Source organism: Achromobacter sp. UMC71 (assembly GCF_014170305.1).
Taxonomy (GTDB): domain Bacteria; phylum Pseudomonadota; class Gammaproteobacteria; order Burkholderiales; family Burkholderiaceae_B; genus Achromobacter.
In genome coordinates this window covers 69,403-94,508 of sequence record NZ_LZZT01000004.1, presented here as the reverse complement: position 1 = coordinate 94,508, position 25,106 = coordinate 69,403, and the positions used below count along the sequence as shown (strand labels likewise).

Genomic DNA, 25,106 nt, shown 5'->3' with positions numbered 1-25,106 from the left:
TGGCGGCCCGGCCTTGACCCTGCCGTTATCCTGCCGCGGCTGCGCGGTTCTGACGCCGGGCCGTGGCGGCGCAGCCGGCGGACGCGATGATGATGCCGCAGATCGCCAGCCACTGGGTGCTGGACAGGTGCTCGTTCAGCACGATCACGCCGGCAAGGGCGCCCATCGCGGGCTCCATGCTGAGCAGCACGCCGAAGGTCTTTTGCGGCAGGCGGCGCAGCGCCACCATTTCCAGCGAATAGGGCAGCGCGCTGGACAGAATGCCGACGCCGATGCCGGCCAGGATCAGCTTGGGGTCCAGCAGCGCCATGCCGGCGTGGGCCGCTCCCACTGGCAGCGCGACCATGGTCGCCGCCACCAGCCCCAGCGACGTCGCCTGGCCGCCGTGCACGTTGCCCGCGATTTTGCCGAAGACGATGTACAGCGCCCAGCAGACGGCGGCGCCCAGCGCGAATGCGATGCCGACGGGGTCCAGGTCGTGCATCGATTGGCCGGTGGGAATCAGCAGCACCAGCCCGGCCAGCGCGCAGGCGATCCAGACGAAGTCGATCGCACGCCGCGACAGCACCACCGCCAGCGTCAGCGGCCCGGTGAATTCGATGGCGATGGCCACGCCCAGCGGCAGGGTGCGCAGCGCCATGTAGAACAGCAGGTTCATGCACGCCAGCGTCACGCCGTACAGCGCGATCTTGGCGGCATTGACGCGGGTCAGCGGAAAGCGCCACGGGCGCCAGAAGGCCACCAGGATGATCGCGCCGATGACGATGCGATAGGCCGTGGTGCCCTGCGCGCCCACTTCCGGAAACAGCGACTTGGCGAACGACGTGCCCACGCACAGCGAGGCCATGGCGGCGATCAGCGACAGGGTTGGCATCAGGGTGGAGGCGGACGCATTGCGTCCGTGGTCGATCGTGGCGGCAGTCATGGTGCTACATCTGCAAAGGTCAGGGGTTCAGGGTCAAGGCGGTGACGGAGAGCACGTACAGCGCCAGGGCAAGCATGATCGCGCCGAGCAGCCCTTGCTGCATGCGCAAGAACCAGGGGTTGCGCCCGACCCAGCCGCGGATGCGGGACGCGCCGTAGGCGAAGCAGCTGCCGTAGGGCAGGCTCAGCGCCTTCATGGTGACGCCCAGCACCAGCATCTGGATCCAGACCGGGCCGTTGTCGGGCGTGGTGAACTGGGGCAGGAAGGCGATCATGAACAGCAGCACCTTCGGGTTCAGCAGATTGGTCATGAAGCCCTGCCAGAACGCGTCGCGGGCATCGCCGGGGCGCGCGGCCAGGGAGACATCGGCATCGCGGGCGCAGCGCAGCATGGCCTTGACGCCCAGATACCCCAGGTACAGCCCGCCGGCCGCCTTGATGGCCAGGAACAGCGTCGGAAACGCCTGCAGCACCGACGCCAGCCCCAGCACCACGGCGGGCACCTGGATGAACCCCGCCGCGACGTTGCCCAGCACGCTATGGAACGCCGGGCGGAATCCCTGCGTCATGCCTCGCGACAGCGTCAACGCCATGTCCGGCCCGGGAGTGAGTTTGAGCGCCGCGTCGGCGGCCAGGAAAAGCAGGAAAAGCTGGAGTGACGGCATGGGAGTCGGGCTGCGCCTGACCGCGAGGGCGGCCAGAGGGTTCCCAGTGTAAGCAAGCCGGCTGATTATTTCCTGCACCGGGCGGGTCCGAAATGAAGTTTCCCGTCGAAATCGCGGCGGATCGCGCGGCGCGCCCGATTAGAATCCTTGGACAGGCCAGCGCCGCCTGGACCGCCGCAGTCCGAGAGCCTCATGGAACTAGACGATTTCGACCTACAGATCCTGCAAAGCCTGCAGGAAGACAACCAACGCACCAGCCAGGAAGTGGCCGAACGCGTGAACCTCTCGCCCGTGTCGTGCCTGCGCCGCATGAAGCGGCTGCGCGAATCCGGCGTGATCCTGAACGACGTGGCGGTGGTGGACCCGGCCGCGGTGGGCCGGGGCATCATGATGATGGTGCTGGTGTCGCTGGAGAGCGAACGCGCCGACAAGTTGGACCACTTCAAGCGGGCCATGCAGAACGCGCCCGAGATCATGCAATGCCTGGCGGTGACGGGCGAGGTCGATTTCGTGGTCACCATCACCGTGCGCGACATGGCGGAATACGACGTCTTCGCGCAGCGTCACTTCTGGGGCGACCCCAACGTGAAGCGCTTTTCCACGCTGGTGGTGATGAGCCGCGTGAAGTACGGCTTGACCGTGCCGATGGGGCGGCCGGAAGAGGGCTAGTTCGGGGTGGGCGCGCCAGGCCTGGGCGGTCGCATGCCAGAGGGCAGGCACTGCGGTTTCCGCGTCATTGCCCGCACGCCGGGGCAGCGCTAGACTGGCCGCTTCCCGTTTCTCTTTCGCGTATCTCGCCATGGCATTGCATAGCTGGCTGATCTACCTGGTTGCCGTGACCGGCCTGTCGGTCACGCCAGGCCCCAACACCTTGCTCGCGCTGACCCATGGCGCCCTGCATGGCCACCGCAAGGCGCTGTGCACCATCGCCGGCGGCGCGGTGGGTTTCATTCTGCTGATCGCCCTGTCGATGCTGGGTATCAGTGCGCTGCTCAAGACGTGGGGGCCGGCGCTGACGGTGCTGAAGTCGGCCGGCGGCGCTTACCTGATCTGGCTGGGCATCCAGCTATGGCGCGCGCCCGCCGTGCAGTTGCGTCCGGCGCCGAACGCGCCTCGCCTGCGCGGCACGCGCATGTTCAGCCAGGGCTTCCTGTCGGCCATCTCCAACCCGAAGGCGCTGCTGTTCTACGGCGCGTTCCTGCCGCAGTTCATCGACCCGGCGCGCAGCCTGTTCACGCAGTTCGTGATCATGGCGGCCACCTTCGCGGTGATCGAGTTTTTGGTGGAGTACGTGTTGGCGCGCCTGGCGCATCGCGTGCGGCCGTGGCTCGAACGCAGCGGCCGGCGGTTCAATAAGGTGTGCGGTGGCCTGTTCGCCGCGATGGGCGTTGCCTTGCCGGGGTCTTGATGGGTTTGGATGGGTCTGGATTTCAGCGGCCGCAATGCAAAAGCCCGGCTCCTTGGAGCCGGGCTTTTTAATTCTGGTGGCCTGGGGCGGAATCGAACCACCGACACAAGGATTTTCAATCCTCTGCTCTACCGACTGAGCTACCAGGCCAACGAAGTCCGCAACTATACACAATTTTTTGGACTTGTGCCAGTCAGCGCGAAAAAACTTCAAATATTTTTCGCATCGGTTGCGAGAGGCGGCGATTTGTTGGGCGCAAGGCACGCCAGGGTGCGACCCAAGGTCGCGGCCGAAGGGCCGGTTGGTCCGGGGATAACCCGCAGGGGTATAATCGTTAGCGGTCTGCTGTTACATGCGTGCTGTACCGCATGACCGCAGGGACCACCGCTCTTATTACTCACGGCCTCGTCCTTTACATGTCGGTAGCTGTCCTCGCCTTCGGTCTGAATCACACGTCCGCGCCGGTTTCGGTTCGCGAACGCGTGTCCATGCCCGTTGATCTGGTCAAGCCCGCGCTCGAAGGCCTGCGTTCTGCGTTTGGCGGATCGGTGCGCGAAGCGGCCATCCTGTCGACCTGTAATCGTACCGAGATCTATTGCGCCGCCGACGGCCACGTGGCCGACAAGCTGCCCGCTTGGCTGGCCGAGCACAATCGCCTGGATGCCGGCACCCTGCGTCCGCACCTGTACCATCACCATCAAGACGACGCCGTGCGTCACGCCTTCCGCGTGGCCAGCGGCCTGGATTCCATGGTGCTGGGTGAAACCCAGATCGTCGGCCAGATGAAAGACGCCGTGCGCGCCGCCGGCGAGGCGGGCGCGTTGGGCACGCTGCTGCACCAGATGTTCCAGCGCACCTTCTCGGTGGCCAAGGAAGTGCGATCGCAAACCGCCATTGGCGCGCAGTCGGTGTCCATGGCCGCCGCGGCGGTGCGCCTGGCCGAACGCGTGTTCGGCAATCTGGACCAGGCCCGCACGCTGTTCATCGGCGCGGGAGAAATGATCGAACTGTGCGCCACGCACTTTGCCGCGCAGCGTCCGCGCAGCATGGTGGTGGCCAACCGCACGGCCGAACGCGCCGAACTGCTGGCCAACCGTTTTTCGGCCAGCACCATGAAGCTGTCGGACCTGACCGACCGGCTGTCCGAATTCGACGTGATCGTTTCCTGTACGGCCAGCTCCCTGCCCATCCTCGGGCTGGGGATGGTGGAACGGGCCACGCGCCTGCGCCGCCACCGCCCCATGGTCATGATCGACCTGGCCGTGCCGCGCGACATCGAACCCGAAGTCGGCCGCCTGGACGACGTCTACCTGTATTCCGTGGATGACCTGGGCCGCCTGGTGCAAACCGGCACCGACGCGCGCCGCGCCGCCGTCGTGCAGGCCGAGGCCATCATCGAAACGCGCGTCCAGGGCTTCATGCACTGGATGCAATCGCGCGAAGTGGTGCCCGTCATTCGCGACCTGCACCAGGCCGCCGAAGATGTGCAAGCCGCCGAACTTGAACGCGCCCGGCGCCTGCTGGCGCGCGGCGAATCGCCCGAGGCCGTGCTCGAACAGCTGGCCCACGGCCTGACCCAAAAGTACCTGCATGGTCCGCTGGCGGCGTTGAACCGCAGCGAAGGCGACGACCGCAAGCAACTGCTTGCCTGGATGCCGCGCCTGTTCCCCGGCCGCGACTCGCGCCGTTAGCGGCGCTGTCCCACGCCCCGCTTCCCGGCGGGCGTTCGTGTTGTGGGCGCCCGCCATGTCGTTTTTCCCCTTGATACCCCCCTTATGAAATCTTCCATGCGTAGCCGGCTGGAGCATCTGTGCCACCGCCTCATCGAGGTGGACGCGCTGCTCGCCGAACCGGAAACCGCGTCCGTCATGGACCGCTTTCGCAAGCTGTCGCGCGAACGCGCCGAGCTCGAGCCCGTGGTCGAGGCGTTCAACGCCTTCGTGCGGGGCGAGGAAGACCTGGCGGCGGCCCAGGAAATGCTGTCGGACCCCGAACTGAAGGCGATGGCCGAGGACGAGATCAAGACCGGCCGCGTCAAGCTGGAATCTCTGGAGGCGGCGCTGCAGCTGTTGCTGCTGCCGCGCGACCCCAACGACGGACGCAGCGTGTTCCTGGAAATCCGCGCGGGTACGGGCGGCGACGAAAGCGCGCTGTTCTCGGGCGACCTGCTGCGCATGTACACGCGCTACGCCGAGCAGCGCGGCTGGCGCGTCGAGCTGATGTCCGAAAGCGCGTCGGAACTGGGCGGCTACAAGGAAGTGATCGCGCGCATCGACGGCGATGGCGCCTACGGCCGCCTGAAGTTCGAGTCGGGCGCGCACCGGGTGCAGCGTGTGCCCGCGACCGAAGCCCAGGGCCGCATCCATACGTCGGCCTGCACGGTGGCGATCATGGCCGAGGCCGACGAGGCGTCGGAAATCGTGATCAACGCCAGTGACCTGCGCATCGATACCTTCCGCGCCAGCGGCGCCGGCGGCCAGCACATCAACAAGACCGATTCGGCCGTGCGCATCACGCACTTGCCGACCGGGCTGGTGGTGGAATGCCAGGACGACCGCTCGCAGCACCGCAACAAGGACAAGGCCATGCAGGTGCTGGCCGCGCGCCTGAAAGACAAGGAAACCCGCGAGCGCCAAAGCAAGGAAGCGGCCGAGCGCAAGAGCCTGATCGGTTCGGGCGACCGTTCCGAGCGCATCCGCACGTACAACTTCCCGCAGGGCCGCGTGACCGACCACCGCATCAACCTGACGCTGTACAAGCTGCAGCAGATCATGGAAGGCGACCTCGAGGAATTGACCGGCGCGCTGATCGCCGAACACCAGGCCGAGCAGCTGGCGGCGCTGGGCGACGACCTCTGACGCGCCGCGCCGCCATGACCGCCCAGATCAAGAGCCTGCTGCTGGACGACCGCCTGCCGCGCCTGGAAGTGCGCATGCTGCTCGAACACGTGCTGGCCAAGCCGCGCGCCTGGCTGCTGGCGCACGATACCGATCCGCTGACGCCGGAGACGGCCACGGCCTACGAGGCGCTGGCACAGCGCCGCCTGGCGGGCGAGCCGATGGCGTATCTGGTGGGCCAGCGCGAGTTCATGGGGCATGTGTTCCGGGTGACGCCCGACGTGCTGATTCCACGTCCCGATACCGAGGTGCTGGTGGAAACGGCGCTGGAATGCGTGGCCGGACTGGCCGCGCCCGCGGTGCTGGACCTGGGCACCGGCAGCGGTGCGATCGCGATTTCCATCGCGTTGGCGCGCCGCGATGCGCGGGTGATGGCCAGCGACGTCAGCGCCAAGGCGCTGGCGGTGGCCGCCGCCAACGCCTGGGAGTTGACGGCATCGCTGCGCTTCGTGGAAGGCAGCTGGTACGACGCCGTGCCGGCGGGCGAGGGCTTTGACCTGATCGTGTCGAATCCGCCCTATGTCGCCAGCGACGATCCGCACCTGGGCCAGGGCGACGTGCGCTTCGAGCCGCGCGGCGCGCTGACGGACGAGGCCGACGGCCTGCAAGACCTGCGCCGCATCGTGGCAGGCGCGCATCGCCATCTGAAGGCGGGTGGCTCGCTGTGGATAGAGCACGGCTGGGACCAGGCCGAGGCGGTGCGGACGCTGCTAGCGGCGGCGGGCTTTGACGACGTGCACAGCCGCCATGACCTGGCGGGCATCGAGCGTATTTCCGGTGGGCGCTGGCCGAGCCGCCGCTGACGCGGGATCTGGCGCTGCCTCGGGGGACTCGCTGCCCTTGGCCCCGGCGCCGCCCGGCCGATTTGTAACTGCCGGCCGCCCCATTTCCGGATCCGGGCGGGGGGATTCGGGGCGGTTTTGCCGCCTGTACCTATAATTGGCGTATTCCGTTATGCCTGTCCAAGAGACCACCATGAGCGACGTTCAAGAATTCATCCGCGAAACCGTGACCCAGCACCCCGTGGTGCTGTTCATGAAGGGCACTGCCCAGTTCCCGCAATGCGGCTTTTCCGGCAAGGCCATCCAGATCCTCAAGGGCTGTGGCGTGAAGAAGCTGGTCACCGTGAATGTGCTGGAGGACGACGAAGTCCGCCAGGGCATCAAGGAATTCTCCAACTGGCCCACGATTCCGCAGCTGTATGTGGCTGGTGAATTCATCGGCGGCTCGGACATCATGAACGAGATGAACGAATCCGGCGAACTGAAGACGCTGCTGGAGCAATCCGGCGCCACGGCCTGATCCCGTGAGGCGTCTGGTTATCGGCATCACGGGGGCCACGGGCTCTCTCTACGCGGTGCGCATGCTGCAGGCGCTGCGCGGCGTGGACGATGTCGAGACGCACCTGGTGGTGTCGGCGTCGGGCGTGCTGAACATCAAGCACGAGCTCGATGTCAGCCGCCATGATGTCTACGCACTGGCCGACCACGTGCACAGCGTGCGCGACGTGGGCGCCACGCTGGCCAGCGGCGCGTTCCAGACGGCGGGCATGGTCATTGTGCCGTGTTCGATGCGCACGCTGGCGGCCGTGGCCCACGGCCTGTCGGATAACCTGATCACCCGTGCGGCCGACGTGACCTTGAAAGAACGCCGGCGCCTGGTGATGATGGTGCGCGAAACCCCCTTCAACCTGGCGCACCTGCGCAACATGACGGCCGTGACCGAAATGGGCGGCATCGTGTTTCCGCCGCTGCCGGCGTTTTATCACCGCCCCGCCAGCATCGAGGAAATGGTGGACCACACCGTGGCCCGCGTGCTGGAACTGTTCGATATCCACGTGCCTGGCCCGCACTGGGAAGGCACGAAGTAAGTGGCGCGGCGGCCAGCGCCGCTGCGGCAAAATCTATTCGACCAGTCCCAGCCCGTTCAGCGCGGCCAGGTTCTCGGGCCAGCGGCGGGCGCGCGCATTCTGCAATTCGATACGCGCCCAGGCCATCCAACCAGCCCATTCGATGCGCTTGTCCCAGGCGGTGCCCCAGGCTTGCAGCGCGGCCAAGCCTGCCGTGGCATGGTGCTCTGCCGCGTCAAAGTCGCCAGCCGTCAAGGCAAGCTGGGCCAGCAGCAGGCGCGGCTCGCCCACCCACGGATTGTGTTCGACCGCGGCTTCGAGCATGTGGCGGGCGCTGTCCATTTCGGTCAGCGGTTGCATACGCGTGACGACCTGCCAGTACAGGGCGCTGGCGGCGGCTTCGTCGCGCGGCGTGAGCGTGGCGCGGCAGTGGTCGAAGGCGGGGGGCACGGGAATGCCGGTGCCCGCCGGCAGCGTGGCGAGCGGTGCCAGCAGGTGCGACAGCATCGACAGGATGTTTGACGGCGGCTTGAGCGGCCCCGGCCACAGCGACGCGGCCCAGTTCGTCTTCAGATCGCGGCGCTGCTGCTGCGGATAGCCGGCGAAGATTTCGTCTTGCCAGCTGTGCCATTGTTCGCCGATGTCGGCGGCCGACACCACGATGAAGGCGGCGACCTGGCGCGGCGTGAAGGTGAAGACCTGGCCGTCGGCGCTTTCGAGCGTCAGGCCATCGGGGCCCGCGCCCTGGCCCTGCAGCACGGCCTGGACGAACTTGGTGCGCGGCATGGCACAGAACAGGCTGACCCATTCTTCGGCTTCGGCGCCCAGCACGTCTCGCAGGGTGTTGCGCTCGCGTTCGCGGTCGAACAGGGTCAGGTCGACGTATTCGTTGCCGTAGACGCTGTGGAACAGGCCCAGCAGGCGGACTTCGCGCGGCTGGTTCCAGAGCGTGAGGGTGCGGTAGACGCCCAGCAGGTGATGCTTGAAGGTGCCGGCCTTGTGCCAGTCTTCGCCAGCGCTGCGGGCAAACAGCAGGTCGAGCAGGACGGGCAGGTCGGCATCTACCGCGGCGTAGTGGTCGGCCAGCAGGGCGCGGGCGTGTGGATGAAGGTCGGTAGGGGTGGACATGGGCGTAGCAGGTAATGGGATACAGCCGCTATTGTGTCGCGCTGGCGCAGGCTTGTCATGGCGGCGCGTCTTATATGCGTTCATGCATATAAATATGAAAATTCATCGCTTCCGGTTTTGAAGCGCGGTCACTAGAATCCGGGGCTTCCTTTACTCGTTTGCCTCGTCGGGACTTTTCATGCGCCTACGCCACACCCTGGCCGCCCTTGCCACTTTTATCGGATTCGCCGCCGCCGCGCCGGCCCTGGCGCAGGACGCCGAACTGAAGGTCGGCGTGACCGTCGGCCCGCATGCACAGATCGGCGAAGTGGTGCAGCAGGTGGCCGCCAAGCAGGGCCTGAAGGTCAAGCTGGTGGAGTTCAGCGATTTCATCCAGCCCAACGCCGCGCTGGATGCCAAGGAACTGGACCTGAACATCTACCAGCACAAGCCTTTCCTGGAATCGCAGAACAAGGCGCGCGGCTACAAGCTGGTACCGGTGGCCACGGCGGTGGTGCAGCAGATGGGCATCTATTCCAAGCGCGTGAAGTCGCTGGACGAGCTCAAGCCGGGTGCCAAGGTGGCGATCCCCAACGACCCGACCAACGGGGCCCGCGCGCTGCTGGTGCTGCAGGCCGCCAAGCTGATCAAGCTGAAGGACGGCGTGACCGTGACGGCATCGCTGTTCGATGTGGTCGAGAATCCCAAGAACCTGAAGTTCGTCGAGATCGAAGCGGCGCAGCTGCCGCATTCGCTGGCGGATGTGGACGCCGCCGCCGTGAATTCGGCTTACGCGATTCCGGCCGGCCTGTCGCCCGCCAAGGACGCGCTGGCGCTGGAAAGCAAGGACGCCCCGTTCGCGGCTGTGGTGATCGCCGCTCGTGAAGACAACAAGAACGACCCGCGCGTCGCGCGTTTCATCAAGGCCTACCAGTCCGAGGAAGTGAAGGCGTTCGTGGCCAAGCAGTTCCCTGGCGCGTACACCACGTCCTGGTAGACGCTGCGCCTATGTCCTCGCTGACGATCTATCCGCAGGATGACCCGGCCGCCGCATCGACGAGGCCGGCGAGATCCGGCGCGAGCTGGCCGCCATCGGCGTGACTTTCGAGCGCTGAGTGCCTTCGGCGCTTGCCGCGTTTTGTGCCCAGCCCTACGCGTACTTGCCCGTCAGTCCGCCATCGACCAGCAATTCCGTGCCGGTGATGTAGGAGGCCTCGTCCGACATCAGGAACGCCACTGCGTTGGCGACCTCCCAGGGCGTGCCCATGCGGCCCATCGGCACCTGTCGGTCGCGCGCCGCGCGGGCCGCTTGCAGGTCGTCGGCATCGAACATGCGCGCCACGTTCTTGGCCACACGCGGCGTGTCGATCAGCCCGGGAATCACCGTGTTCACGCGTATGCCATCGGCGGCGTATTGCTGGGCCGCCATGCGCGCGAAATGAATCACGGCCGCCTTGCTGACGCTGTAGGCCAGGTGTGGATAGCCGGTGTAGCGAATGCCGGCGACGGAAGACACGGTCACGATGGCGCCGCCGCCCTGGGCGCGCATGAGCGGCGCGAGCAGGCGCGTGGCGATAAGCAGGCTCGTGACGTTGACGCGTTGGATGCGGTCCCAGTCCGGCAGCGAAATGTCTTCCGGGCCGCCTACCTGGCCGATGCCGGCGTTGGCTTGCAGCGCGTCGATGCGCCCATAACGGCGCAGCGCCGCATCCACCGCCGCCTGCATGGCATCCGGGTCGGCCACGTCGGCCTGCACCGGCAGGGCGCTGCCGCCGGCCTGCGCGACCTCGTGCGCCGCATCTTCGGCCGCCGCCAGGCTGGCGTCCAGCGCGACGATGGCGGCGCCCTGGCGCGCCAGCGTCACGCAGCTGGCCTTGCCGATGCTCCAGCCGGCGGCCGACGCGCCGGCGCCCGCCACCAGCACGACCTTGCCCGCCAGGCGGGCGCCGGGTGTCGCGGGCGCGGGTGTCATGACGCGCCCCCGCCGTTCTGGTGCGACTTGCCCTTGCCGACATACGGAATGGCGTGGTCGATGGTTTCCCAGATGTAGCGGCCGGAGGGGCTTTGCTGCTCTTCGGCGATGTGCGACACCAGGCCGGCGGCGCGCGAGATGACGGCAAAGCCGCGCATCAGCGCCGTGGGCACGCCGATTTCGCTGAGCAGCGCGGCCACCGCGCCGGTGGCGTTGATGGTGATGTGCTTGCCGTAGACCGCGTTCACCGCCGAGGCCAGCAGGCGCAAGGCCTTGAGCGAGTCGCCCGGCAGATCCGGCTCGGCCTCGGCCAGCGCCAGCAGCTTGATCGAGCGCGGATCGTCGGGTTTGTGCAGGTGGTGGCCGAAGCCGGGCAGCGCCTGGCGGCTTTGGCGGAATTCGCGGGCGATCGCCTGCGCTTCCGATGCGCCATCGGCGGCCTGGCGGATGCGGTCCAACAGGCGCGAGCAGTTTTCCATGGTGCCCACGAACTGGCTGCCCACCGCCATCAGGCCGGACGCCACCGCGCCCTGCAGGTTTTCGGGGGCGCTCATGTAGATCAGCCGCGTGGCGATGGCGCTGGGCGTCATGCCGTGTTCCATCAGCGTGACCAGCACGGCGTCCACGATGCGTATGTCCACTGGCCGCGCTTCGCGTCCCAGGATCTGCATGATCATCACGTCGGTGAAGCTCTTCTTGCCGATCAGGTCCTCAACTAGGTCGACATCGCGGTACGACATGCCGGTCAGATGATGGGCGCACAGGCGGGTTTCGGGGGTGTTCATGGCGTCTCCTTCAGAGCCGCGTCGCGCACGGCGTTTTTCAGTACCTTGCCGACGGGCGAACGCGGCAGGCTGGCGTGGATATGGATCTGCTTGGGCGTGGCCACCGGGCCGAGCAAGGCACGCACGTGGGCCTTGAGCGCGTCGGCGTCGGCGGCCGCGCCGGGATGGAATTGCACGGCGGCGTGGACGGCTTCGCCCCATTTGTCGTCGGGCAGGCCGAAGACCGAGCATTCGTACACCGCCGGATGTGCGGACAGGGCGTTCTCGACGTCCACGGGGTACACGTTGAAGCCGCCGGTGATGATGACGTCGCGCAGCCGGTCTTTCAGGAACAGATAGCCGCGCGTGTCGATCAGGCCGGTGTCGCCGGTGTGCAGCCAGCCGTCGACAATGGTTTCGGCGGTTTTCTCGGGCAGGCGCCAGTAGCCGGACATCACCAGGTCGCCGCGCACCACCACTTCGCCGATCTCGCCGCGTGGCAGCAGCGCGCCGTCCGGCGCCATGATGGCGACGTCCGACAGCCAGGTGACGCGGCCGACCGAGGCGCGGTTTGCGGGCGTTTCCAGGTCGGCGGGCCGCAGCACTGTGACGATCTGCGGCGCCTCGGTTTGGCCATAGGTGGTGCCCAGCACCGGGCCGAAGAAGTCGCGCGCGCGTTCGATTTTTTCGGGCGGCATGGGCGCGCCGCCATAGATCAGGTTGCGCAGCCGCGGGAAGTCGGCGCGCGAGACGCCGGGCTGCGCCATGATCATGTAGATCAGGGTGGGCGGCATGAAGCTCAGCGTGCCGCCACGTTCACGGAACGCCGCGGTGATGGCCGCGGGCGTGGCGGCATCGAGCAGCACGTGCGCGCCGCCGCTGGCCAGCACTGGCAGCAGATAGGTGCCCGTGCCGTGGGTGACGGGCGCGGCAACCACATAGCGGTCGTCGGGGGTCAGCCCCCAGCTGGTGATCTGGTTGATGATGCCGGCGTTCCAGGCGTGATAGGGCTGCATCACGCCTTTGGGCAGGCCGGTGGTGCCGCCGGTGAATTTGATGGCCTGGGTGGCCTCGCGCGGCAAGGCGTGGCGCAGCGGCTCGCGGCTGGCGCCGCGCGCCAGCAGCGTATCCACGGCAGTGCCGGTTGCGTCAGGCCCCAGGCTGATGCGCTGGCCCACGCCGGCGGGCACCAGCGGTTCGCCGGCCGCATCGACGATGACAATCGATGGTTCGGTGGCATCCAGGATGCGGCCGATTTCGCGCGCGGTGCTGCGATAGTTCAGCGGCACCCAGATCTTGCCGCTGGCCAGCACCGCCAGCAGTGCCAGGATATGGCGGCTGGAGTTGCCGGCGCACAGGGCCACGCGGGTCTGCGGCGCCGGGTCCAGGTCCTGCAGCGCGGCCGCCAGCGCCCGCACGTCCGCGGCCAGCCGTGCATACGTCACCTGACCCTCGGGCGCATCCAGCGCCACGCGGTCCGGGTATTGCTCGGCGGCGCGGAAGAAAAAGTCGATCGGGTACACCCTCTACTCCTCAGTTGGCTTTGATGTCGGCGCTCTTGACCACGGCGCCCCATTTGTCGATTTCGCTGGCGATCATCTTGGCGAAGGTCTCCTGCGTGTTGGGCGGTTGCGGGGGGTAGAAACCGGATTGCTTGTAGGACGCTTGCAGCGCAGGATTGGCCAGGGCCTTGTTCATGGCCTGGTTCAGACGGTCGACGACGGCCTGCGGCGTGCCGGCGGGCGCCATCAATCCAAACCAGGACTCCACGTCGAAGCCGGGCAGGCCGGACTCGGCTAGCGTCGGCACGTCGGGCACGGCCGGCAGGCGCTGCGGCGAGGTGACGCCGATGGCGCGCAGCTTGCCCGCCTGCACGTGCGGCAGCGACGACGGCAGGTTGTCGAACATGGAATCCACCTGGCCGCCCAGCAGGTCGGCCACGGCCGGGCCGCTGCCGCGATAGGGCACGTGCAGGATGTCGGTGCCAGTGCGCATCTTGAACAGCTCGCACGACAGGTGGATGGACGAGCCGCTGCCCGACGAGGCGCAGGTCAGCTTGCCGGGGTTCTTCTTGGCGTAGGCGATGTATTCCTGCACGCTCTTGATTGGCACCTTGGGATTGACCACCAGGATGTTCGGAATGGTCGCCAACAGGCCGATGGGCTTGAAGTCTTTGACGAAGTCGTAATTGAGCTGGCTGTACAGCGTGCGGTTGATGGTGTTGGCGATGGAGCCGACATACAGCGTGTAGCCATCGGGCGCGGCGCGCGAGACGATCTCGGCGCCGATGTTGCTGTTGGCGCCGGTCTTGTTCTCCACCACGATGGTCTGGCCCAGTTCTTCGGTCAGGGCCTTGGCCACCAGGCGGGCGACGATGTCGGTGGCGCCGCCGGCGGCGTAGCCGACCACCAGCGTCACGGGGCGTTCGGGGTAGGGCTTGGCGGCAGAGGCGGCGCCGCACAGCGTCAGGGCGCTGGCCAGGGCCGCCGCGGCGGCGGTGAGCCGCTTGCTGAATGTCTTCATGGTTGTCTCCGTCCTATTTGTCTAATATTTGGACAGATCTTTGCCTGCCCCACTTCATATTGGGCTTTGATAGGCGCGTCATCAACGCAAGGTGTCCAGAAAATGAACAAGATGGAGACGGAAGGAGACGGCCCCCGGGTATTGCGGCGCGGGCTGCGGGTGCTGGGCGTGCTGCGCCAGGCCGGCGCCGTCGGTATGCACGTCACGGACATTGCGCGGGCGGCGGGCATGCAGCGGTCCACCGTGTACCGCTACCTGGATGTGCTGGCCCAAGAGGGCTATGCGTTGCGCGAGGCCGATGCGCCGCGCTGGCGCATGGCGGAGCTGGGCGTGATGATGGCCGGCGACCCGCACGCCCAGGCGGTGCGCAGCCTGCGGCCCGTGCTGCGGCAGATCAGCGACGTCAGCGGCGATTCGGCCTTTCTGATCTGCCGGGCGGGGGGCGATTCGCTTTGCCTGCATCGCGAGGTGGGCAACTATCCAGTGCAGGTGCTGGCCGTGACCGTGGGGCATCGCCAGCCGCTGGGGGTGGGGGCGGCCGGGCTGGCGCTGCTGGGGGCGTTGCCGGCGGACGAGGCCGACGAGGTGATCGCGCAGAACGAGCAGGCGCTGCGGGCTTACGGCGGCATGACGGTGGCGCAGATGCGGCGCCTGGTGGAGAACACCCGCGATCGCGGCTGGGCGGTGGTGGGCAACGCCGCGGTGCCGGGCGTGCTGGGCGTGGGGGTGGCGCTGTGCGATGCCAGCGGCTATCCGCGGCTGGCGGTCAGCGTGTCCAGTCTGATCAGCCGCATGCAGGCGCCGCGCCAGCGCAGCATTGCCGATCTGATCCGCGCGCAGCTGGCGCAGGACGAGATCAAGCGAGAGCGTTGGACGATGCCGGGCGAGCAGGCCTGACGGCGATCAGGCCTGCGTCGACCCGGGCAGCGGGGAATCAGGCCTGGGCCGGCGCCGGAGCGCGGTAGGTCTTCTGGTAGTGGACCGTGAAGGTCTTGAACGCCTCCAGCGCCTTGCGCGGGTCATGGCCCGGCTTGACCAGGAAGCTGTCGAAGCCGACGCGCGCCTGGTAGTGGATGGTGTCGATCATCACGTCGCCGACGGCACGCAACTCGCCCGTCCATTGGTAACGGGTGCGCAGCAACTGGGCCAGCGAATAGCCGCGGCCATCGGTGTAGACGGGAAAGTCCACCGCGATGAAGGCGATGCCGGCGGGGTTGAGCGTGCCGTCGGCGTCGAGCAGGTCGCGCAGGTCGGCATCGGGCGCCAGCAGCACGGCCACCGGGTGCTGGTGGCGGCGCAGCGTGGCGTGCGAAGCCTTCCAGGTGGCCAGCGGCACGATCCAGCCGGGTTCGTCGCTGGGCACCTGGCCTTCGGCCGCCACTTCGGGTTCGGGCACGAAGGTGCGCGCGGTGTCGGCTTGCAGCCGGCCGTTGCGGATCAGGTGCGGGCCGGGCGCGTCGTGGGCGTAGAGCTCAGACATGGGCGGCCTCCTGGGCGGGCTTGGCGAAGGCAGGGTCGGCATACACGTCCTGCTTGAAGGGGTCGATACCGACGCGGTCCACCACGTCGATGAAGCGTTCTTCCTCGCTGTCGCGCAGGCCCAGGTAGGTCTGGATCAGGCGGTCGACCACGCCGGGCACCTGGTCGCGGGCGAACGACGGGCCGATGATGCGGCCGATGGCGGCGCCGCCGCCCTTCGTGGATTCAATGTCGGGCAGAGGCTTGGCAGCGCCGTTCTGGCGTCCGCCGATGGTGACCTGGTACCACTCCTCGCCGGCCTTATCCACGCCCAGGATGCCGATGTGGCCCACGTGGTGGTGGCCGCAGGAGTTGATGCAGCCTGAGATGTTCAGGTCCAGCTCGCCGATCTCGAACAGATAGTCCAGGTTGTCGAACTGGCGCTGGATGGCTTCGGCCACGGGGATCGAGACGGCATTGGCCAGCGCGCAGAAATCCCCGCCCGGACAGGCGATGATGTTGGTCAGCAGGCCCACGTTGGCCGTGGCCAGGTTCAGCGCTTCCAGCTTGCCCCACAGCTCGTGCAGGCGCGCGCGGCGCACGTCGGCCAGGATCAGGTTCTGCTCATGCGACACGCGCAGTTCGCCAAAGCCGTATTCGTCGGCCAGGGCGGCCACCGCGTCCATCTGGTCAGCGGTGATGTCGCCCGGCGGCACGCCGGTGGCTTTCAGCGACACGGTGACGGCGGCGTAGCCGGCGATCTTGTGGGGATGCACGTTGGTGCGGACCCAGCGCGCGAAACGCGGATCGGCGGCGGCCAGGGCCGCGGTGTTGTCGGTGTCGCCGGCGGCGGCCGCGTCATACTGGGGCCACACGAAGCGCGCGGCGATGGTGTCGACGAATTCCTGCGTGATGGTGTCCGGGCCGCCCTTGATGAGCTGCCATTGTTCATCCACCTGTTGCGCGTAGACCTCGGGCGTCAGGTCCTTGACCAGGATCTTGATGCGCGCCTTGTACTTGTTGTCGCGGCGGCCGTGCAGGTTGTAGACCCGTAGCGCGGCCTGCATGTAGGTCAGGAGGTCCTGCCATTCGACGAAGGGATTGATCAGCTTGCCGACGATGGGCGTGCGGCCCATGCCGCCGCCCACCCAGACGCGAAAGCCCAGCTTGCCGTCGCGCTCGACGGCCTGCAGGCCGATGTCGTGCACGCCGACGGCGGCGCGGTCCTGGACGGCGCCGCTGACGGCGATCTTGAACTTGCGTGGCAGAAAGGCGAATTCGGGGTGCAGCGTGGACCACTGGCGGATGATCTCGCACCACACCAGCGGATCGATCAGCTCGTCGGGCGCGACGCCCGCGAAGTGGTCGGTGGTGGTGTTGCGGATGCAGTTACCGCTGGTCTGGATGGCGTGCATCTGCACCGTGGCCAGTTCGGCCAGGATGTCCGGCACGTCTTCCAGCTTGGGCCAGTTGAACTGGATGTTCTGGCGCGTGCTGAAGTGGCCATAACCGCGGTCCCACTTGCGCGCGATGTGCGCCAGGGTGCGCAGCTGGCGCGACGCCAGGATGCCGTACGGAATCGCGACGCGCAGCATCGGCGCGTGGCGTTGGATGTACAGGCCGTTCTGCAGGCGCAGGACGCGGAAATCATCTTCGGTGAGCTGGCCGTCGAGGAAGCGGCGCGTCTGGTCGGCGAACTGCGCCACGCGTTGCTCGACGAGCTGCTGATCGACGGGGTCATACACGTACATGTCTACTGCCCTTGAAGTCTTCTCGGTCTGAGTCCCCAAGGCAAGGCCCGCCGCAGGCGGGCAATGGGGGGATTCATAACCGTAACAGGCAGCCCGGACGACCGTCTAAGTCATTCTAGTAATAACGGTATGCCGGAGGGTGGGCCCCCTGCTGTACAGGCGATGCGTGCTTGCTGCCCCTCAGGGGGGGGTGTCCGGCCGTTCTAGCGGGAGGGTCACAACGCCGCGTTGACGGCCCAGCGGGCGACGGCGATCAGGATGGCGACGAGGCACGCGGCCATCAGCAGGCCGGTGAGGATCAGGGGGGCGGGCTTGTTGTGGGCGATGTCGGCGTCGTAGCCGCGGCCGCGGCGCACGCCGAAAAAGCCCCACAGCACGGATTTGACCGTGCGCAGGAAGCTGAGCATGGAGGTCTCCAGGCGAGAAGGCGGATGCAGCCACTGTAGGCGCTGCGCGCGCGCGGCGACAGGGGCAGATCGGCCTGGAACGACCGGATCAGATGGCGCCGGGCGCGGGGGCGCCGATGCCGCGCACGATGTGGTCCAGCAGTTCGCGCGCGGCGGGCGAGATATGCCGGCCGGCGCGGCTGAGCACGTGCAGGCTGCCCTGGTTCAGGATCGGATTGGCCAGCGGCAGGCTGGCCAGGCGCTGGGCGGCCATGTCCGCAGTGACGGCGATGGGCGGGGTCAGGGCGTAGCCGATGCCCGTGGCGGCGAACTGCCACAATGCCTTGAAGGATGAGGTGGTCAGCACGTTGCGCAGGCGCACCTGTTCGCTGATCTCGGCGGCCTGGATGTGTTGGCGCACGCCGAAGCCTTCCTGCATCGAGGCTCCCGGGTAGTCGACCAGGTCGGTCAGCAGCAGCGGGCGTTGCAGCCGCGTCAGCGGATGGTCTTGGCGCACGATGGCGCGGATGGGCTCGGGCCGCGAATAGTGGGTACGCAGGCGGGCGTCGTTGGGCGGCTGGAACACCAGTCCGATGTAGGCCTGGTCATCCACGATGCGCTGCACGATTTCCGAGGTGCGGGCCACGTCGATGTCCAGCGTCACCTCGGGATGGCTGCGCCAATAGCCGGGCAGCACCCGGTCGAACATCAACTCGACGAAGCCTTCGCCCAGCACCAGGTCGATGTGGCCGCGTTCGGCCTTGCGCAGGCTGTCGATTTCCGAAAAGAAGCTTTCCTGGATGTTCTGCTGACGCTTCACGTAGCGCGCCAGGATGTGGCCGGCATCGGTGGGCACCACGCCGCGACCCCGGCGCTCGAACAGGGCCATGCCGCAGTCGCGTTCCAGCGCGGCGATGGCGCGGCTGACCGCGGACGGATCCATGTTCAGCACTTCGGCGGCGCCGCGCACCGAACCCCGGCTCATGACCTGCATGAAGTAGTGGGTGCGGCGGGCGTCGAGTTTTTCGTCCATGGCAGAAGGCTCCGTGGCGGCAAGGCATCGGAAAATTTGCAACAATATGAGGGTTTACCCGGAGTTATTGCCTGATCTTGCAAAAAATTCCGAGGAAAAGTCCGTCCGTTGCATTTTACGCAACGTAATAGCCTGGATGGTGTCATGGTTGGCGCGCAAGCCCCCGGCGAAAATCGCCGCTGCCGCCCGCCGCGCCGCGGGCCGCTCTAAAACCTACTCACGTATTCAGGGGAATTCGATGTCTCATGCCAGCGCCGGCCTGGCCGCGCCCACCATGTCGCTGTCCACCCGCGTCCGCATGCTCGCCGCCATCTTGCTGGTGGTGATCGTGTCCGAAGCGATCGGCAGCGTCACCTTTGCCGTGGGCCCGGGCAAGATTGTTCTGCAGCCCATGCTCTGGGCAATCTTCATCGGCGCGATCGTGGCCGCCTTCGGCCAGCGCCTGCCTGCCGGCGCCGGCATCGACACCGCCATGCAGACCCGCATCAGCGGCTACCTGCAATACGCGCTGCTGCCGTTCCTGGCCAAGCTGGGCCTGATGGTGGGCGGCTCGCTGCCGCAAGTGCGCGAAGCCGGCTGGGCGCTGGTGTTCCAGGAGTTCGGTCACTTCTTCGGCACCATGGCCATCGGCCTGCCGCTGGCCCTGCTGCTGGGCATCAAGCGCGAAGCCATCGGTGCCACGTTCTCGGTGGGCCGCGAGCCCAGCCTGGCGATCATCGGCGAGCGCTACGGCATGAATTCGCCCGAAGGCCGCGGCGTCATGGCCGAGTACATCACCGGCACCGTGATCGGCGCGCTGTTCGTGGCGCTGATGGCCGGCTTCATCACCAGCCTGAACATCTTCGATCCGCGTTCGCTCGCGATGGGCGCCGGCGTGGGCTCGGGCAGCATGATGGCCGCCGGCGTGGGCGCGATCGCCTCGCAGCAGACCCCGGAAATGGCGCACCAGGTGGCCGCGCTGGCTGCCGCCGCCAACCTGCTGACCACCGTGGTGGGCGTGTACTTCACGCTGTTCATCTCGCTGCCGACGACCATCTTCCTGTACGGCAAGCTGGAACCCGTGCTGGGCCGCTTCTCGCGCGCCAAGGCCGAACCGGCCGCCGCTGCGGCCGCAGCCGATGCCGATGTGCCGTCGCACTCGGCCAAGATGGGTTTTGGCGACCGCCTGACCGCTTACGCCGTCTGCGGCCTGTTCGCGCTGGTGGGCAACCGCCTGGGCTACAACGTGCCGATCCTGGACGCGCTGCCCGGCATGGCCATCATCATCCTCCTGGTCGTGATCGCCGATCTGCTGCTGCGCGTGGTGCCCAAGCTGCCGGCCGTGGCGGTGCTGTCGCTGATCGCGATGACCGTGGGCTGCCCGGGCGTGCTGCCGTACTCGGACCAGATCATCGCCGCCGTCGGCAAGGTCAATTTCCTGCCGTTCACGACGGTGATCCTGGCGATGGCCGGCCTGTCGATCCTGAAAGACCTGCCGGCCTTCCGCAAGCTGGGCTGGAAGATTGTGGTGGTGTCGCTGGCCGCCAACGCCGGCACCTTCATGGGCGCCACCGTGATCGCCGAGTTCTTCCACTGATCGCAGGCGCGGGGCCACAAGGCCAAGCGCAGATGGCCCGGCGGCCGATGGCAAGTCCATCGCCGTCCGGCCAGCAGAAAGCCGCCCTTGCAGGGCGGCTTTTTTTCGACTGCCAGCCGTCAATTCCGGCGCGTGGGTCAGGTCCGGGCGCCCGGCCGGTAGCGCGCGTTGTCGGTGACGTTTTCGGTGGGGCCGATGTTCTCGACCTTGGGAATGCTCAGGCCCGCGGCCTTCATGGCCACGGCGGTCTGCAGGTCCTGTACCTGCGGGTTGCCCATCGCCACGCGGTAGGGCTGCAGCGGCGTCAGGCCTTCGATGGTGCCCAGGTCGTTGGCGGTGCCGGCGCGTAGCGCCACGGGATCGGGGCGCGCCGAGAATTCATCCACCGCGCGCCGCATTCGGGCGTCGGCATACAGGTCGCGCAACTGGTCGACATCGACGGGGAGGGGCGCGGAGGCAAGCGCCAGCGGAGGTTGCGGCGCGGGTGCCGCGGCGCGAACGTCGCGGTCGGTATCCGCCGGGGGCGGCGTGCGCGCGATGCGCTGTGCTTGCCAGGCGGCCTGTGCCTGGGCGCTGCGTTGGGCCTGGCGGGTCGCGGCGTTACGCGCGGCCCATTCGGCTTCCCAGACGGAGCGGGTGTCGTCCAGCAGCGGAATGCGCGCGGCGTAGGGCGCGGCGACACGGGCGATGGGAGAGACGGCGGTCACGTTCATGCGTGGCTCCCTGTTTGCATGGGGCTACGGATTGGGCTGGCTGGCCCGATGAAAGTTCAATATAGACGTCCCCCCGCGCGCCGGGATTTCCATCTGTAAGAAAAAAAGGCCCCTGGCAAACGCCAGGGGCCAGCAGCGGGCTCAAGAGAACGCGCCGTACAAGGCTGACGCTTGGCAGGGAGCCCGGCGGGTCCTCCAGGCCTTGCGGCAGCCCAAACCTTACCGGCTCAGACCGGCGGCAGCGTGGCCTGCATCGAGGGGCGCTGGTTGAACGTCTTGAACCAGGCGGCGACCGCGGGGTGGCTGGCGCGCCAGTCGAATTGGGGATAGCGGAAGTCCAGATAGCCCAACGCGCAGCCGATGGTGATGGTTCCGATGTCCAGGCGGCCTTCGAGACTGGCGGCGGTTTTTTCGAGCAGCGCCAAGCCGTCGCGGACCTTGCCCATCTGGCCTTCGTACCAGCCGTCCCAGCGCAGCGCCTCGGGGCGCAGCACGGTCTCGTAGCGGGCGAGCAGGGCCGCACCCAGCATGCCGTCGCCCAGCGACTGTTCGGCCAGCACGCGCCAGCGCGTGGGGCCGGTGGGGAACAGGGCGCCGCCGCCCAGATCGTTCAGGTATTCGCAGATGACGCGGCTGTCGAACAGCTGCTGGCCGTCGTCGGTGATCAGGGTGGGCACCTGGCCCAGCGGGTTGTCCGGGATGATGGTCTGGTCGCGGGCCACGGGGCCGGCGGCGCTGGGCAGCTTCTGGATGCGGTCGACCAGCCCCAGCTCATGCGCGATGACCATGCATTTGCGCACAAAGGGCGAGGCGGGCGAAAAGTAGATCTTCATGTGGGGTCCTTGAGAAGTTGCGTAGCGTCAGTGTTGGCCGTGAGCCAGGTGTTGTCCAGCGACCCAGCCGAAGGTCAGCGCCGGACCCAGCGTGATGCCGGGCGCGGGATAGGCGCCGCCCATGACCGAATGCATATCATTGCCCGCCACGTACAGGCCGGCGATGGCCCGGCCGGATTCGTCCACGGCCTGGGCATTGGCGTTTGCTGCAATGCCACATGCCGTGCCGATGTCACCGGGGTACACCTTGACCGCGTAGTAGGGGCCGGCGCCCAGCGGCGCCAGGCAGGGATTGGGGGCGTGGTCCGGGTCGCCCAGATAGCGGTTGTAGGCGGTGCCGCCCTTGCCGAAGTCGGGGTCTTCACCTTGCGCCGCGTGTTCGTTGTAGCGCTGCACCGTGGCCGTCAACGTGTCCGCCGGCACGCCGAGTTTTTCGGCCAGGGCTTGCAGCGTCGGCGCCTGCAGCAGGTAGCCGGCATCGATCAGGTGCTGGCGCGGCCGGCCGCCGGGCAGTGCCAGCCCCAGGCCCCAGGTGTCGATGAAGCGCTGGTCGCACAGCAGGAAGGCCGGCACCGACGGCGTCTCGGCGTGGCTCTGGTACATGCCCTGCACGAACGCGTGATACGAGGTCGACTCGTTGACGAAACGGCGCCCCGCGCTGTTGACGGCGATGAGGCCGGGCTTGGCGCGGTCCCACACCAGGTGCGGATAGTGCAGCGGCTTGGCGCCAGGCCGCTGCAGGATGGACACCGGCGCCCAGAAGGCGGGGCTGGAATAGCCCTGGCCCAGCGCCGCCCCGGCGCCCTCGGCCAAGCGGATGCCGTCGCCGGTGTTGTCGCGCGGGGCCATCGACCAGTCGTCGGTGGGATGCGGGTAGGTCTGCTTGCGGCGCGCCGAATCCCACGGAAAGCCGCCGGTGGCCAGGACCACGCCGCGGCGGGCGCGGATGTGCATCTGGCGGCCCTGGCGCACCACGGTGGCGCCGAGCACGGCCCCGGTATCGTCGCGCACCAGCGCCAGCGCCGGGGTGTCCAGCCAGTACGGAATCTGGCGCGCCAGCAAGGCATGGAACAGTTGCGCGGCCAGCGCGTTGCCCAGCAGCAGGCGGGTGCCGCGATGGTAGCCGCGCAGGCGGTCGGCGCCGTAGCGCAGCACCAGCTTCATGGCATGGCGCCACGAGGCGAACGCGCGCGTGGCGCGCAGCAGGTGGCGCACGTCGGTGATGGTGACCATCATGCCGCCGAGCACCGTGAATTCCTTGAGCGGATCGCGCAGGGTCTTGAAGTGGCGCCCGAGCTTGCGACCGTCGAACTCCACGGGGTCCAGCGACCGGCCGCCCAGCGCGGCGCCGGGCCGGTCGGGGTAGTAGTCGGGCGACGCGGTGCGCGCGGCCACTTGCAGGAAGCCGCGGCCGACCAGGTCGTCCATCATGCGCGGGCCGGCTTCCAGATAGGCGCGTTTCATGTCGTCGGAAGCGCCGTCGCCGACCGTTTCCTGCAGATAGGTCCAGACCTTGTCGAAGCTGTCGGGATGGCCGGCGGCCTCGGTCTGCGCGTTCAGCGGTATCCACAGCGCGCCGCCGGAAATGGCGGTCGAGCCGCCGATGCGGCCGGTCTTTTCCACCAGCAGCACGTCCAGGCCTGCCACGCTGGCCGTCAGCGCGGCGGTCATGCCGCCGGCGCCCGAGCCGACGATCAGCGCGTCGACTTCCTTGTCCCACTTGATGCTATCCATGCTGCCTATGCTCCCGACCCGCCCAGCGACTTGCCGCCGTCCACAAAGATGACCTGGCCCGTGATGAAGTCCATGTGCGGCGCGGCCAGGAAGGACACGGCATTGGCGATGTCTTGCGGCTGGCCGGCGCGGCCCGTGGGCTGCAGGGCCAGCTGGGCCGCCAGGCGCTCGGCGCTCAGGTTGCGCAGCAGCGGCGTGTCGATCAGGCCGGGCGCGATGGCGTTGACCAGGATGCCGCGCGGCGCCAGCTCCATGGCCGCAGCGCGCGTGTAGCCCACCAGCGCAGCTTTCGAGGCGACGTAGTGCGGATGATTCTTGGCGCCCAGGTAGGCGCGTGACGCGATGTTGACGATCTTGGCGCCGGGGGCCATATCGCGCGCGGCTTCCTGCGTCAGCGTGGCCACGGCCAGGAGGTTCACATCGAACATGCGGCGGTAGTCCGCGCTGGCGACGTCAAAGAACTTGCGTTCGTCGAACAGGCCCGCGTTGTTGACCAGCGCCGCCAGCGGCGCCAGATCTCGCACCAGCTGGCGAGTGGCGCTTTCGTCGGTCAGGTCGACCACGCGGCAGTCCACGTCCAGGCCCCGCGCTTGCAGCACGGCGGTTTCACGGGCGGCCAGCTCGCCGTTGCGGTCGGCCATGACGACGCGAAAGCCGTCGCGTGCCAGCCGTTCCACGATCGCCAGGCCCATGCCGCTGGCCCCGCCCGTCACCAAGGCGACGCCTGATGTGTTGTTTGCTTCCATGTCGATTCCTATACGGCCAGGTAGCCGCCGTCCACAGGCAGCACCACGCCGTTCACATAGCTGGCCATGTCGGACGCCAGGAACAGCACGGGTCCGACGATTTCGTCGGCGCGCCCGGCCCGCGCCATCGGGGCGCGGCGCATGTACCAATCGGTGCCGTTGGCCTGGGAGCGCTGGCCGGCCGTCATTTCCGTTTCCATCAGTCCGGGCGCGACCGCGTTCACGCGTACGCCGTGCGGCGCCAGGTCGCGCGCCAGCACCTCGGTGAACGAGCGCACGCCGCCCTTGGACACCACGTAGCCCGCCGTGGAGATGCCGCAGCCGTAGGCGACGATGGAGCACAGGTTGACGATGGCGCCGCGCGTGGCCTTGAGCTGGTCGACGAAAGCGTGCGTGACGTTGAAGGTGCCTTGCAGGTTCACGCTCATCACGCGGTCCCAGATCTGCGGCGTTTGCGGATCGTCGAACGGCGCGCGCGCCGAGATGCCGGCGTTGTTGACCAGCACGTCGATATTGCCGTGGCGGCTGGCGGATTCTGCGGCGAAGGCGCGCACCGCGGCAGCGTCGGTCACGTCCAGCGCAGCGTCGAAGGCGCGGCTGCCATCGGCCGCGATGGCTTGCGCGCTGGCACGGGCCAGCGCCGGGTCCAGGTCGGCCACGATCACCGTGGCGCCTTGCCTGGCGAAGCCTTGTGCAATCGTGGCGCCCAGGCCGCGGCCGGCGCCGGTGACGAGGACTCGTTTGTCTTGCATCATGGTCATGGCGAA

26 protein-coding genes and 1 tRNA gene are annotated in these 25,106 nt (G+C 67.8%); 10 read left to right on the top strand and 17 right to left on the bottom strand.

The annotated features are described in order from the left end of the window. Nucleotides 1-25: 25 nt before the first annotated feature. Complete coding sequence (locus tag A9974_RS01070; RefSeq protein WP_183002348.1) at nucleotides 26-925, bottom strand: EamA family transporter; 900 nt, start codon at nucleotides 923-925, stop codon at nucleotides 26-28. Between the two features lie 19 nt (nucleotides 926-944). After that, nucleotides 945-1,589 (bottom strand): LysE family translocator, encoded by a 645-nt coding sequence (locus A9974_RS01065; RefSeq protein WP_183002347.1) that lies wholly within the window; start codon nucleotides 1,587-1,589, stop codon nucleotides 945-947. A gap of 192 nt (nucleotides 1,590-1,781) precedes the next feature. Between A9974_RS01065 and A9974_RS01060 the strand changes: the two genes are divergently transcribed. Together A9974_RS01060 and A9974_RS01055 are read left to right on the top strand one after the other, a co-directional pair. Then, complete coding sequence (locus A9974_RS01060; RefSeq protein ID WP_183002346.1) at nucleotides 1,782-2,258, top strand: Lrp/AsnC family transcriptional regulator; 477 nt, start codon at nucleotides 1,782-1,784, stop codon at nucleotides 2,256-2,258. A gap of 130 nt (nucleotides 2,259-2,388) precedes the next feature. Continuing rightward, a complete protein-coding gene (locus tag A9974_RS01055; RefSeq protein ID WP_183002345.1) occupies nucleotides 2,389-2,997 on the top strand; it encodes a LysE family translocator in 609 nt (202 codons plus the stop codon). Between the two features lie 74 nt (nucleotides 2,998-3,071). Here A9974_RS01055 and A9974_RS01050 read toward each other — a convergent pair. After that, nucleotides 3,072-3,147, bottom strand: a tRNA-Phe gene (locus tag A9974_RS01050). A 266-nt stretch (nucleotides 3,148-3,413) separates the two neighbouring features. Between A9974_RS01050 and hemA the strand changes: the two genes are divergently transcribed. The 5 genes from hemA (at nucleotide 3,414) to A9974_RS01025 (ending at nucleotide 7,764) form a co-directional block, all read left to right on the top strand. Continuing rightward, the gene (gene hemA / locus A9974_RS01045; protein WP_183002344.1) at nucleotides 3,414-4,688 is read left to right on the top strand and encodes a glutamyl-tRNA reductase; all 1,275 of its coding nucleotides are present in this window, start codon (nucleotides 3,414-3,416) and stop codon (nucleotides 4,686-4,688) included. 84 nt (nucleotides 4,689-4,772) lie between these two features. After that, the gene (prfA, locus tag A9974_RS01040; protein ID WP_183002343.1) at nucleotides 4,773-5,855 is read left to right on the top strand and encodes a peptide chain release factor 1; all 1,083 of its coding nucleotides are present in this window, start codon (nucleotides 4,773-4,775) and stop codon (nucleotides 5,853-5,855) included. 14 nt (nucleotides 5,856-5,869) lie between these two features. Next, a complete protein-coding gene (gene prmC / locus A9974_RS01035; protein ID WP_183002342.1) occupies nucleotides 5,870-6,697 on the top strand; it encodes a peptide chain release factor N(5)-glutamine methyltransferase in 828 nt (275 codons plus the stop codon). A 172-nt stretch (nucleotides 6,698-6,869) separates the two neighbouring features. After that, complete coding sequence (gene grxD, locus A9974_RS01030; protein ID WP_006391696.1) at nucleotides 6,870-7,196, top strand: Grx4 family monothiol glutaredoxin; 327 nt, start codon at nucleotides 6,870-6,872, stop codon at nucleotides 7,194-7,196. Nucleotides 7,197-7,200: 4 nt separating this feature from the next. Further along, complete coding sequence (locus tag A9974_RS01025) at nucleotides 7,201-7,764, top strand: UbiX family flavin prenyltransferase (RefSeq protein ID WP_025138455.1); 564 nt, start codon at nucleotides 7,201-7,203, stop codon at nucleotides 7,762-7,764. A gap of 33 nt (nucleotides 7,765-7,797) precedes the next feature. On the opposite strand, the gene A9974_RS01020 is transcribed toward A9974_RS01025, so the two are convergent. After that, on the bottom strand, nucleotides 7,798-8,871 hold the full coding sequence (locus A9974_RS01020) for a DUF6817 domain-containing protein (RefSeq protein ID WP_183002341.1): 1,074 nt from the start codon (nucleotides 8,869-8,871) through the stop codon (nucleotides 7,798-7,800). Between the two features lie 178 nt (nucleotides 8,872-9,049). On the opposite strand from A9974_RS01020, the gene A9974_RS01015 reads away from it, so the two are divergent. Continuing rightward, nucleotides 9,050-9,847, top strand: a complete 798-nt coding sequence (locus A9974_RS01015) for a MetQ/NlpA family ABC transporter substrate-binding protein (RefSeq protein WP_183002340.1) — start codon at nucleotides 9,050-9,052, stop codon at nucleotides 9,845-9,847. Between the two features lie 153 nt (nucleotides 9,848-10,000). Here A9974_RS01015 and A9974_RS01010 read toward each other — a convergent pair whose 3' ends face one another. Genes A9974_RS01010 through A9974_RS00995 form a run of 4 tightly spaced genes read right to left on the bottom strand, consistent with a single transcriptional unit; the run spans nucleotide 10,001 to nucleotide 14,109 of the window. Next, entirely contained in the window at nucleotides 10,001-10,822 is an 822-nt protein-coding gene (locus A9974_RS01010; RefSeq protein WP_183002339.1) for an SDR family NAD(P)-dependent oxidoreductase, read from the bottom strand. Next, nucleotides 10,819-11,607, bottom strand: coding sequence for a citryl-CoA lyase (locus A9974_RS01005; protein ID WP_183002338.1), 789 nt, complete (start codon nucleotides 11,605-11,607; stop codon nucleotides 10,819-10,821). The genes A9974_RS01010 and A9974_RS01005 overlap by 4 nt, the downstream gene beginning before the upstream one ends. Continuing rightward, the gene (locus tag A9974_RS01000; RefSeq protein WP_183002337.1) at nucleotides 11,604-13,109 is read right to left on the bottom strand and encodes an AMP-binding protein; all 1,506 of its coding nucleotides are present in this window, start codon (nucleotides 13,107-13,109) and stop codon (nucleotides 11,604-11,606) included. Before A9974_RS01000 ends, A9974_RS01005 begins: the two co-directional genes overlap by 4 nt. Before the next feature lie 10 nt (nucleotides 13,110-13,119). Beyond that, entirely contained in the window at nucleotides 13,120-14,109 is a 990-nt protein-coding gene (locus tag A9974_RS00995) for a tripartite tricarboxylate transporter substrate binding protein (protein ID WP_183002336.1), read from the bottom strand. A gap of 102 nt (nucleotides 14,110-14,211) precedes the next feature. Between A9974_RS00995 and A9974_RS00990 the strand changes: the two genes are divergently transcribed. Next, a complete protein-coding gene (locus tag A9974_RS00990; RefSeq protein WP_183002335.1) occupies nucleotides 14,212-15,006 on the top strand; it encodes an IclR family transcriptional regulator in 795 nt (264 codons plus the stop codon). Nucleotides 15,007-15,043: 37 nt separating this feature from the next. Here A9974_RS00990 and A9974_RS00985 read toward each other — a convergent pair whose 3' ends face one another. The 4 genes from A9974_RS00985 to A9974_RS00970 all read right to left on the bottom strand — a co-directional run bounded on the left by A9974_RS00985 (nucleotide 15,044) and on the right by A9974_RS00970 (nucleotide 18,737). Next, entirely contained in the window at nucleotides 15,044-15,589 is a 546-nt protein-coding gene (locus A9974_RS00985) for a DUF934 domain-containing protein (RefSeq protein WP_183002334.1), read from the bottom strand. Further along, entirely contained in the window at nucleotides 15,582-17,318 is a 1,737-nt protein-coding gene (locus A9974_RS00980) for a nitrite/sulfite reductase (RefSeq protein ID WP_183002333.1), read from the bottom strand. Before A9974_RS00980 ends, A9974_RS00985 begins: the two co-directional genes overlap by 8 nt. Nucleotides 17,319-17,533: 215 nt before the next feature. Further along, on the bottom strand, nucleotides 17,534-17,725 hold the full coding sequence (locus A9974_RS00975) for a DUF2970 domain-containing protein (RefSeq protein ID WP_183002332.1): 192 nt from the start codon (nucleotides 17,723-17,725) through the stop codon (nucleotides 17,534-17,536). 88 nt (nucleotides 17,726-17,813) lie between these two features. Continuing rightward, complete coding sequence (locus A9974_RS00970; protein ID WP_183002331.1) at nucleotides 17,814-18,737, bottom strand: LysR family transcriptional regulator; 924 nt, start codon at nucleotides 18,735-18,737, stop codon at nucleotides 17,814-17,816. A 238-nt stretch (nucleotides 18,738-18,975) separates the two neighbouring features. On the opposite strand from A9974_RS00970, the gene A9974_RS00965 reads away from it, so the two are divergent. Then, complete coding sequence (locus tag A9974_RS00965) at nucleotides 18,976-20,313, top strand: DUF3100 domain-containing protein (protein ID WP_183002330.1); 1,338 nt, start codon at nucleotides 18,976-18,978, stop codon at nucleotides 20,311-20,313. Nucleotides 20,314-20,450: 137 nt separating this feature from the next. Here A9974_RS00965 and A9974_RS00960 read toward each other — a convergent pair whose 3' ends face one another. From A9974_RS00960 to A9974_RS00940, 5 genes are all read right to left on the bottom strand, one after another. After that, nucleotides 20,451-21,026: a hypothetical protein gene (locus A9974_RS00960; RefSeq protein ID WP_183002329.1), complete on the bottom strand. Its 576-nt coding sequence runs from the start codon at nucleotides 21,024-21,026 to the stop codon at nucleotides 20,451-20,453. Between the two features lie 227 nt (nucleotides 21,027-21,253). Further along, a complete protein-coding gene (locus tag A9974_RS00955; protein ID WP_183002328.1) occupies nucleotides 21,254-21,859 on the bottom strand; it encodes a glutathione S-transferase in 606 nt (201 codons plus the stop codon). A gap of 27 nt (nucleotides 21,860-21,886) precedes the next feature. Beyond that, complete coding sequence (locus A9974_RS00950; RefSeq protein ID WP_183002327.1) at nucleotides 21,887-23,593, bottom strand: FAD-binding protein; 1,707 nt, start codon at nucleotides 23,591-23,593, stop codon at nucleotides 21,887-21,889. A gap of 5 nt (nucleotides 23,594-23,598) precedes the next feature. Further along, nucleotides 23,599-24,339: an SDR family NAD(P)-dependent oxidoreductase gene (locus A9974_RS00945; RefSeq protein ID WP_183002326.1), complete on the bottom strand. Its 741-nt coding sequence runs from the start codon at nucleotides 24,337-24,339 to the stop codon at nucleotides 23,599-23,601. An 8-nt stretch (nucleotides 24,340-24,347) separates the two neighbouring features. Then, the gene (locus tag A9974_RS00940) at nucleotides 24,348-25,100 is read right to left on the bottom strand and encodes an SDR family NAD(P)-dependent oxidoreductase (protein WP_183002325.1); all 753 of its coding nucleotides are present in this window, start codon (nucleotides 25,098-25,100) and stop codon (nucleotides 24,348-24,350) included. Between the last annotated feature and the right edge of the window lie 6 nt (nucleotides 25,101-25,106).

Excerpts from the sequence above, each read along its gene's own strand:
- A9974_RS01060 (WP_183002346.1), top strand. The coding sequence starts at position 1,782 with ATGGAACTAGACGATTTCGACCTACAGATCCTGCAAAGCCTGCAGGAA.
- A9974_RS00970 (WP_183002331.1), bottom strand. The coding sequence starts at position 18,737 with ATGGACGAAAAACTCGACGCCCGCCGCACCCACTACTTCATGCAGGTC.
- A9974_RS00955 (WP_183002328.1), bottom strand. The coding sequence starts at position 21,859 with ATGAAGATCTACTTTTCGCCCGCCTCGCCCTTTGTGCGCAAATGCATG.
- A9974_RS00965 (WP_183002330.1), top strand. The coding sequence starts at position 18,976 with ATGTCTCATGCCAGCGCCGGCCTGGCCGCGCCCACCATGTCGCTGTCC.
- prmC (WP_183002342.1), top strand. The coding sequence starts at position 5,870 with ATGACCGCCCAGATCAAGAGCCTGCTGCTGGACGACCGCCTGCCGCGC.
- A9974_RS00960 (WP_183002329.1), bottom strand. The coding sequence starts at position 21,026 with ATGAACGTGACCGCCGTCTCTCCCATCGCCCGTGTCGCCGCGCCCTAC.
- A9974_RS00990 (WP_183002335.1), top strand. The coding sequence starts at position 14,212 with ATGAACAAGATGGAGACGGAAGGAGACGGCCCCCGGGTATTGCGGCGC.
- A9974_RS00995 (WP_183002336.1), bottom strand. The coding sequence starts at position 14,109 with ATGAAGACATTCAGCAAGCGGCTCACCGCCGCCGCGGCGGCCCTGGCC.
- A9974_RS01065 (WP_183002347.1), bottom strand. The coding sequence starts at position 1,589 with ATGCCGTCACTCCAGCTTTTCCTGCTTTTCCTGGCCGCCGACGCGGCG.
- A9974_RS01020 (WP_183002341.1), bottom strand. The coding sequence starts at position 8,871 with ATGTCCACCCCTACCGACCTTCATCCACACGCCCGCGCCCTGCTGGCC.
- A9974_RS01055 (WP_183002345.1), top strand. The coding sequence starts at position 2,389 with ATGGCATTGCATAGCTGGCTGATCTACCTGGTTGCCGTGACCGGCCTG.
- A9974_RS01015 (WP_183002340.1), top strand. The coding sequence starts at position 9,050 with ATGCGCCTACGCCACACCCTGGCCGCCCTTGCCACTTTTATCGGATTC.
- A9974_RS01010 (WP_183002339.1), bottom strand. The coding sequence starts at position 10,822 with ATGACACCCGCGCCCGCGACACCCGGCGCCCGCCTGGCGGGCAAGGTC.
- A9974_RS00980 (WP_183002333.1), bottom strand. The coding sequence starts at position 17,318 with ATGTACGTGTATGACCCCGTCGATCAGCAGCTCGTCGAGCAACGCGTG.
- A9974_RS00975 (WP_183002332.1), bottom strand. The coding sequence starts at position 17,725 with ATGCTCAGCTTCCTGCGCACGGTCAAATCCGTGCTGTGGGGCTTTTTC.
- A9974_RS01070 (WP_183002348.1), bottom strand. The coding sequence starts at position 925 with ATGACTGCCGCCACGATCGACCACGGACGCAATGCGTCCGCCTCCACC.
- A9974_RS01005 (WP_183002338.1), bottom strand. The coding sequence starts at position 11,607 with ATGAACACCCCCGAAACCCGCCTGTGCGCCCATCATCTGACCGGCATG.
- hemA (WP_183002344.1), top strand. The coding sequence starts at position 3,414 with ATGTCGGTAGCTGTCCTCGCCTTCGGTCTGAATCACACGTCCGCGCCG.
- prfA (WP_183002343.1), top strand. The coding sequence starts at position 4,773 with ATGAAATCTTCCATGCGTAGCCGGCTGGAGCATCTGTGCCACCGCCTC.
- grxD (WP_006391696.1), top strand. The coding sequence starts at position 6,870 with ATGAGCGACGTTCAAGAATTCATCCGCGAAACCGTGACCCAGCACCCC.
- A9974_RS00945 (WP_183002326.1), bottom strand. The coding sequence starts at position 24,339 with ATGGAAGCAAACAACACATCAGGCGTCGCCTTGGTGACGGGCGGGGCC.
- A9974_RS00940 (WP_183002325.1), bottom strand. The coding sequence starts at position 25,100 with ATGACCATGATGCAAGACAAACGAGTCCTCGTCACCGGCGCCGGCCGC.
- A9974_RS00950 (WP_183002327.1), bottom strand. The coding sequence starts at position 23,593 with ATGGATAGCATCAAGTGGGACAAGGAAGTCGACGCGCTGATCGTCGGC.
- A9974_RS00985 (WP_183002334.1), bottom strand. The coding sequence starts at position 15,589 with ATGTCTGAGCTCTACGCCCACGACGCGCCCGGCCCGCACCTGATCCGC.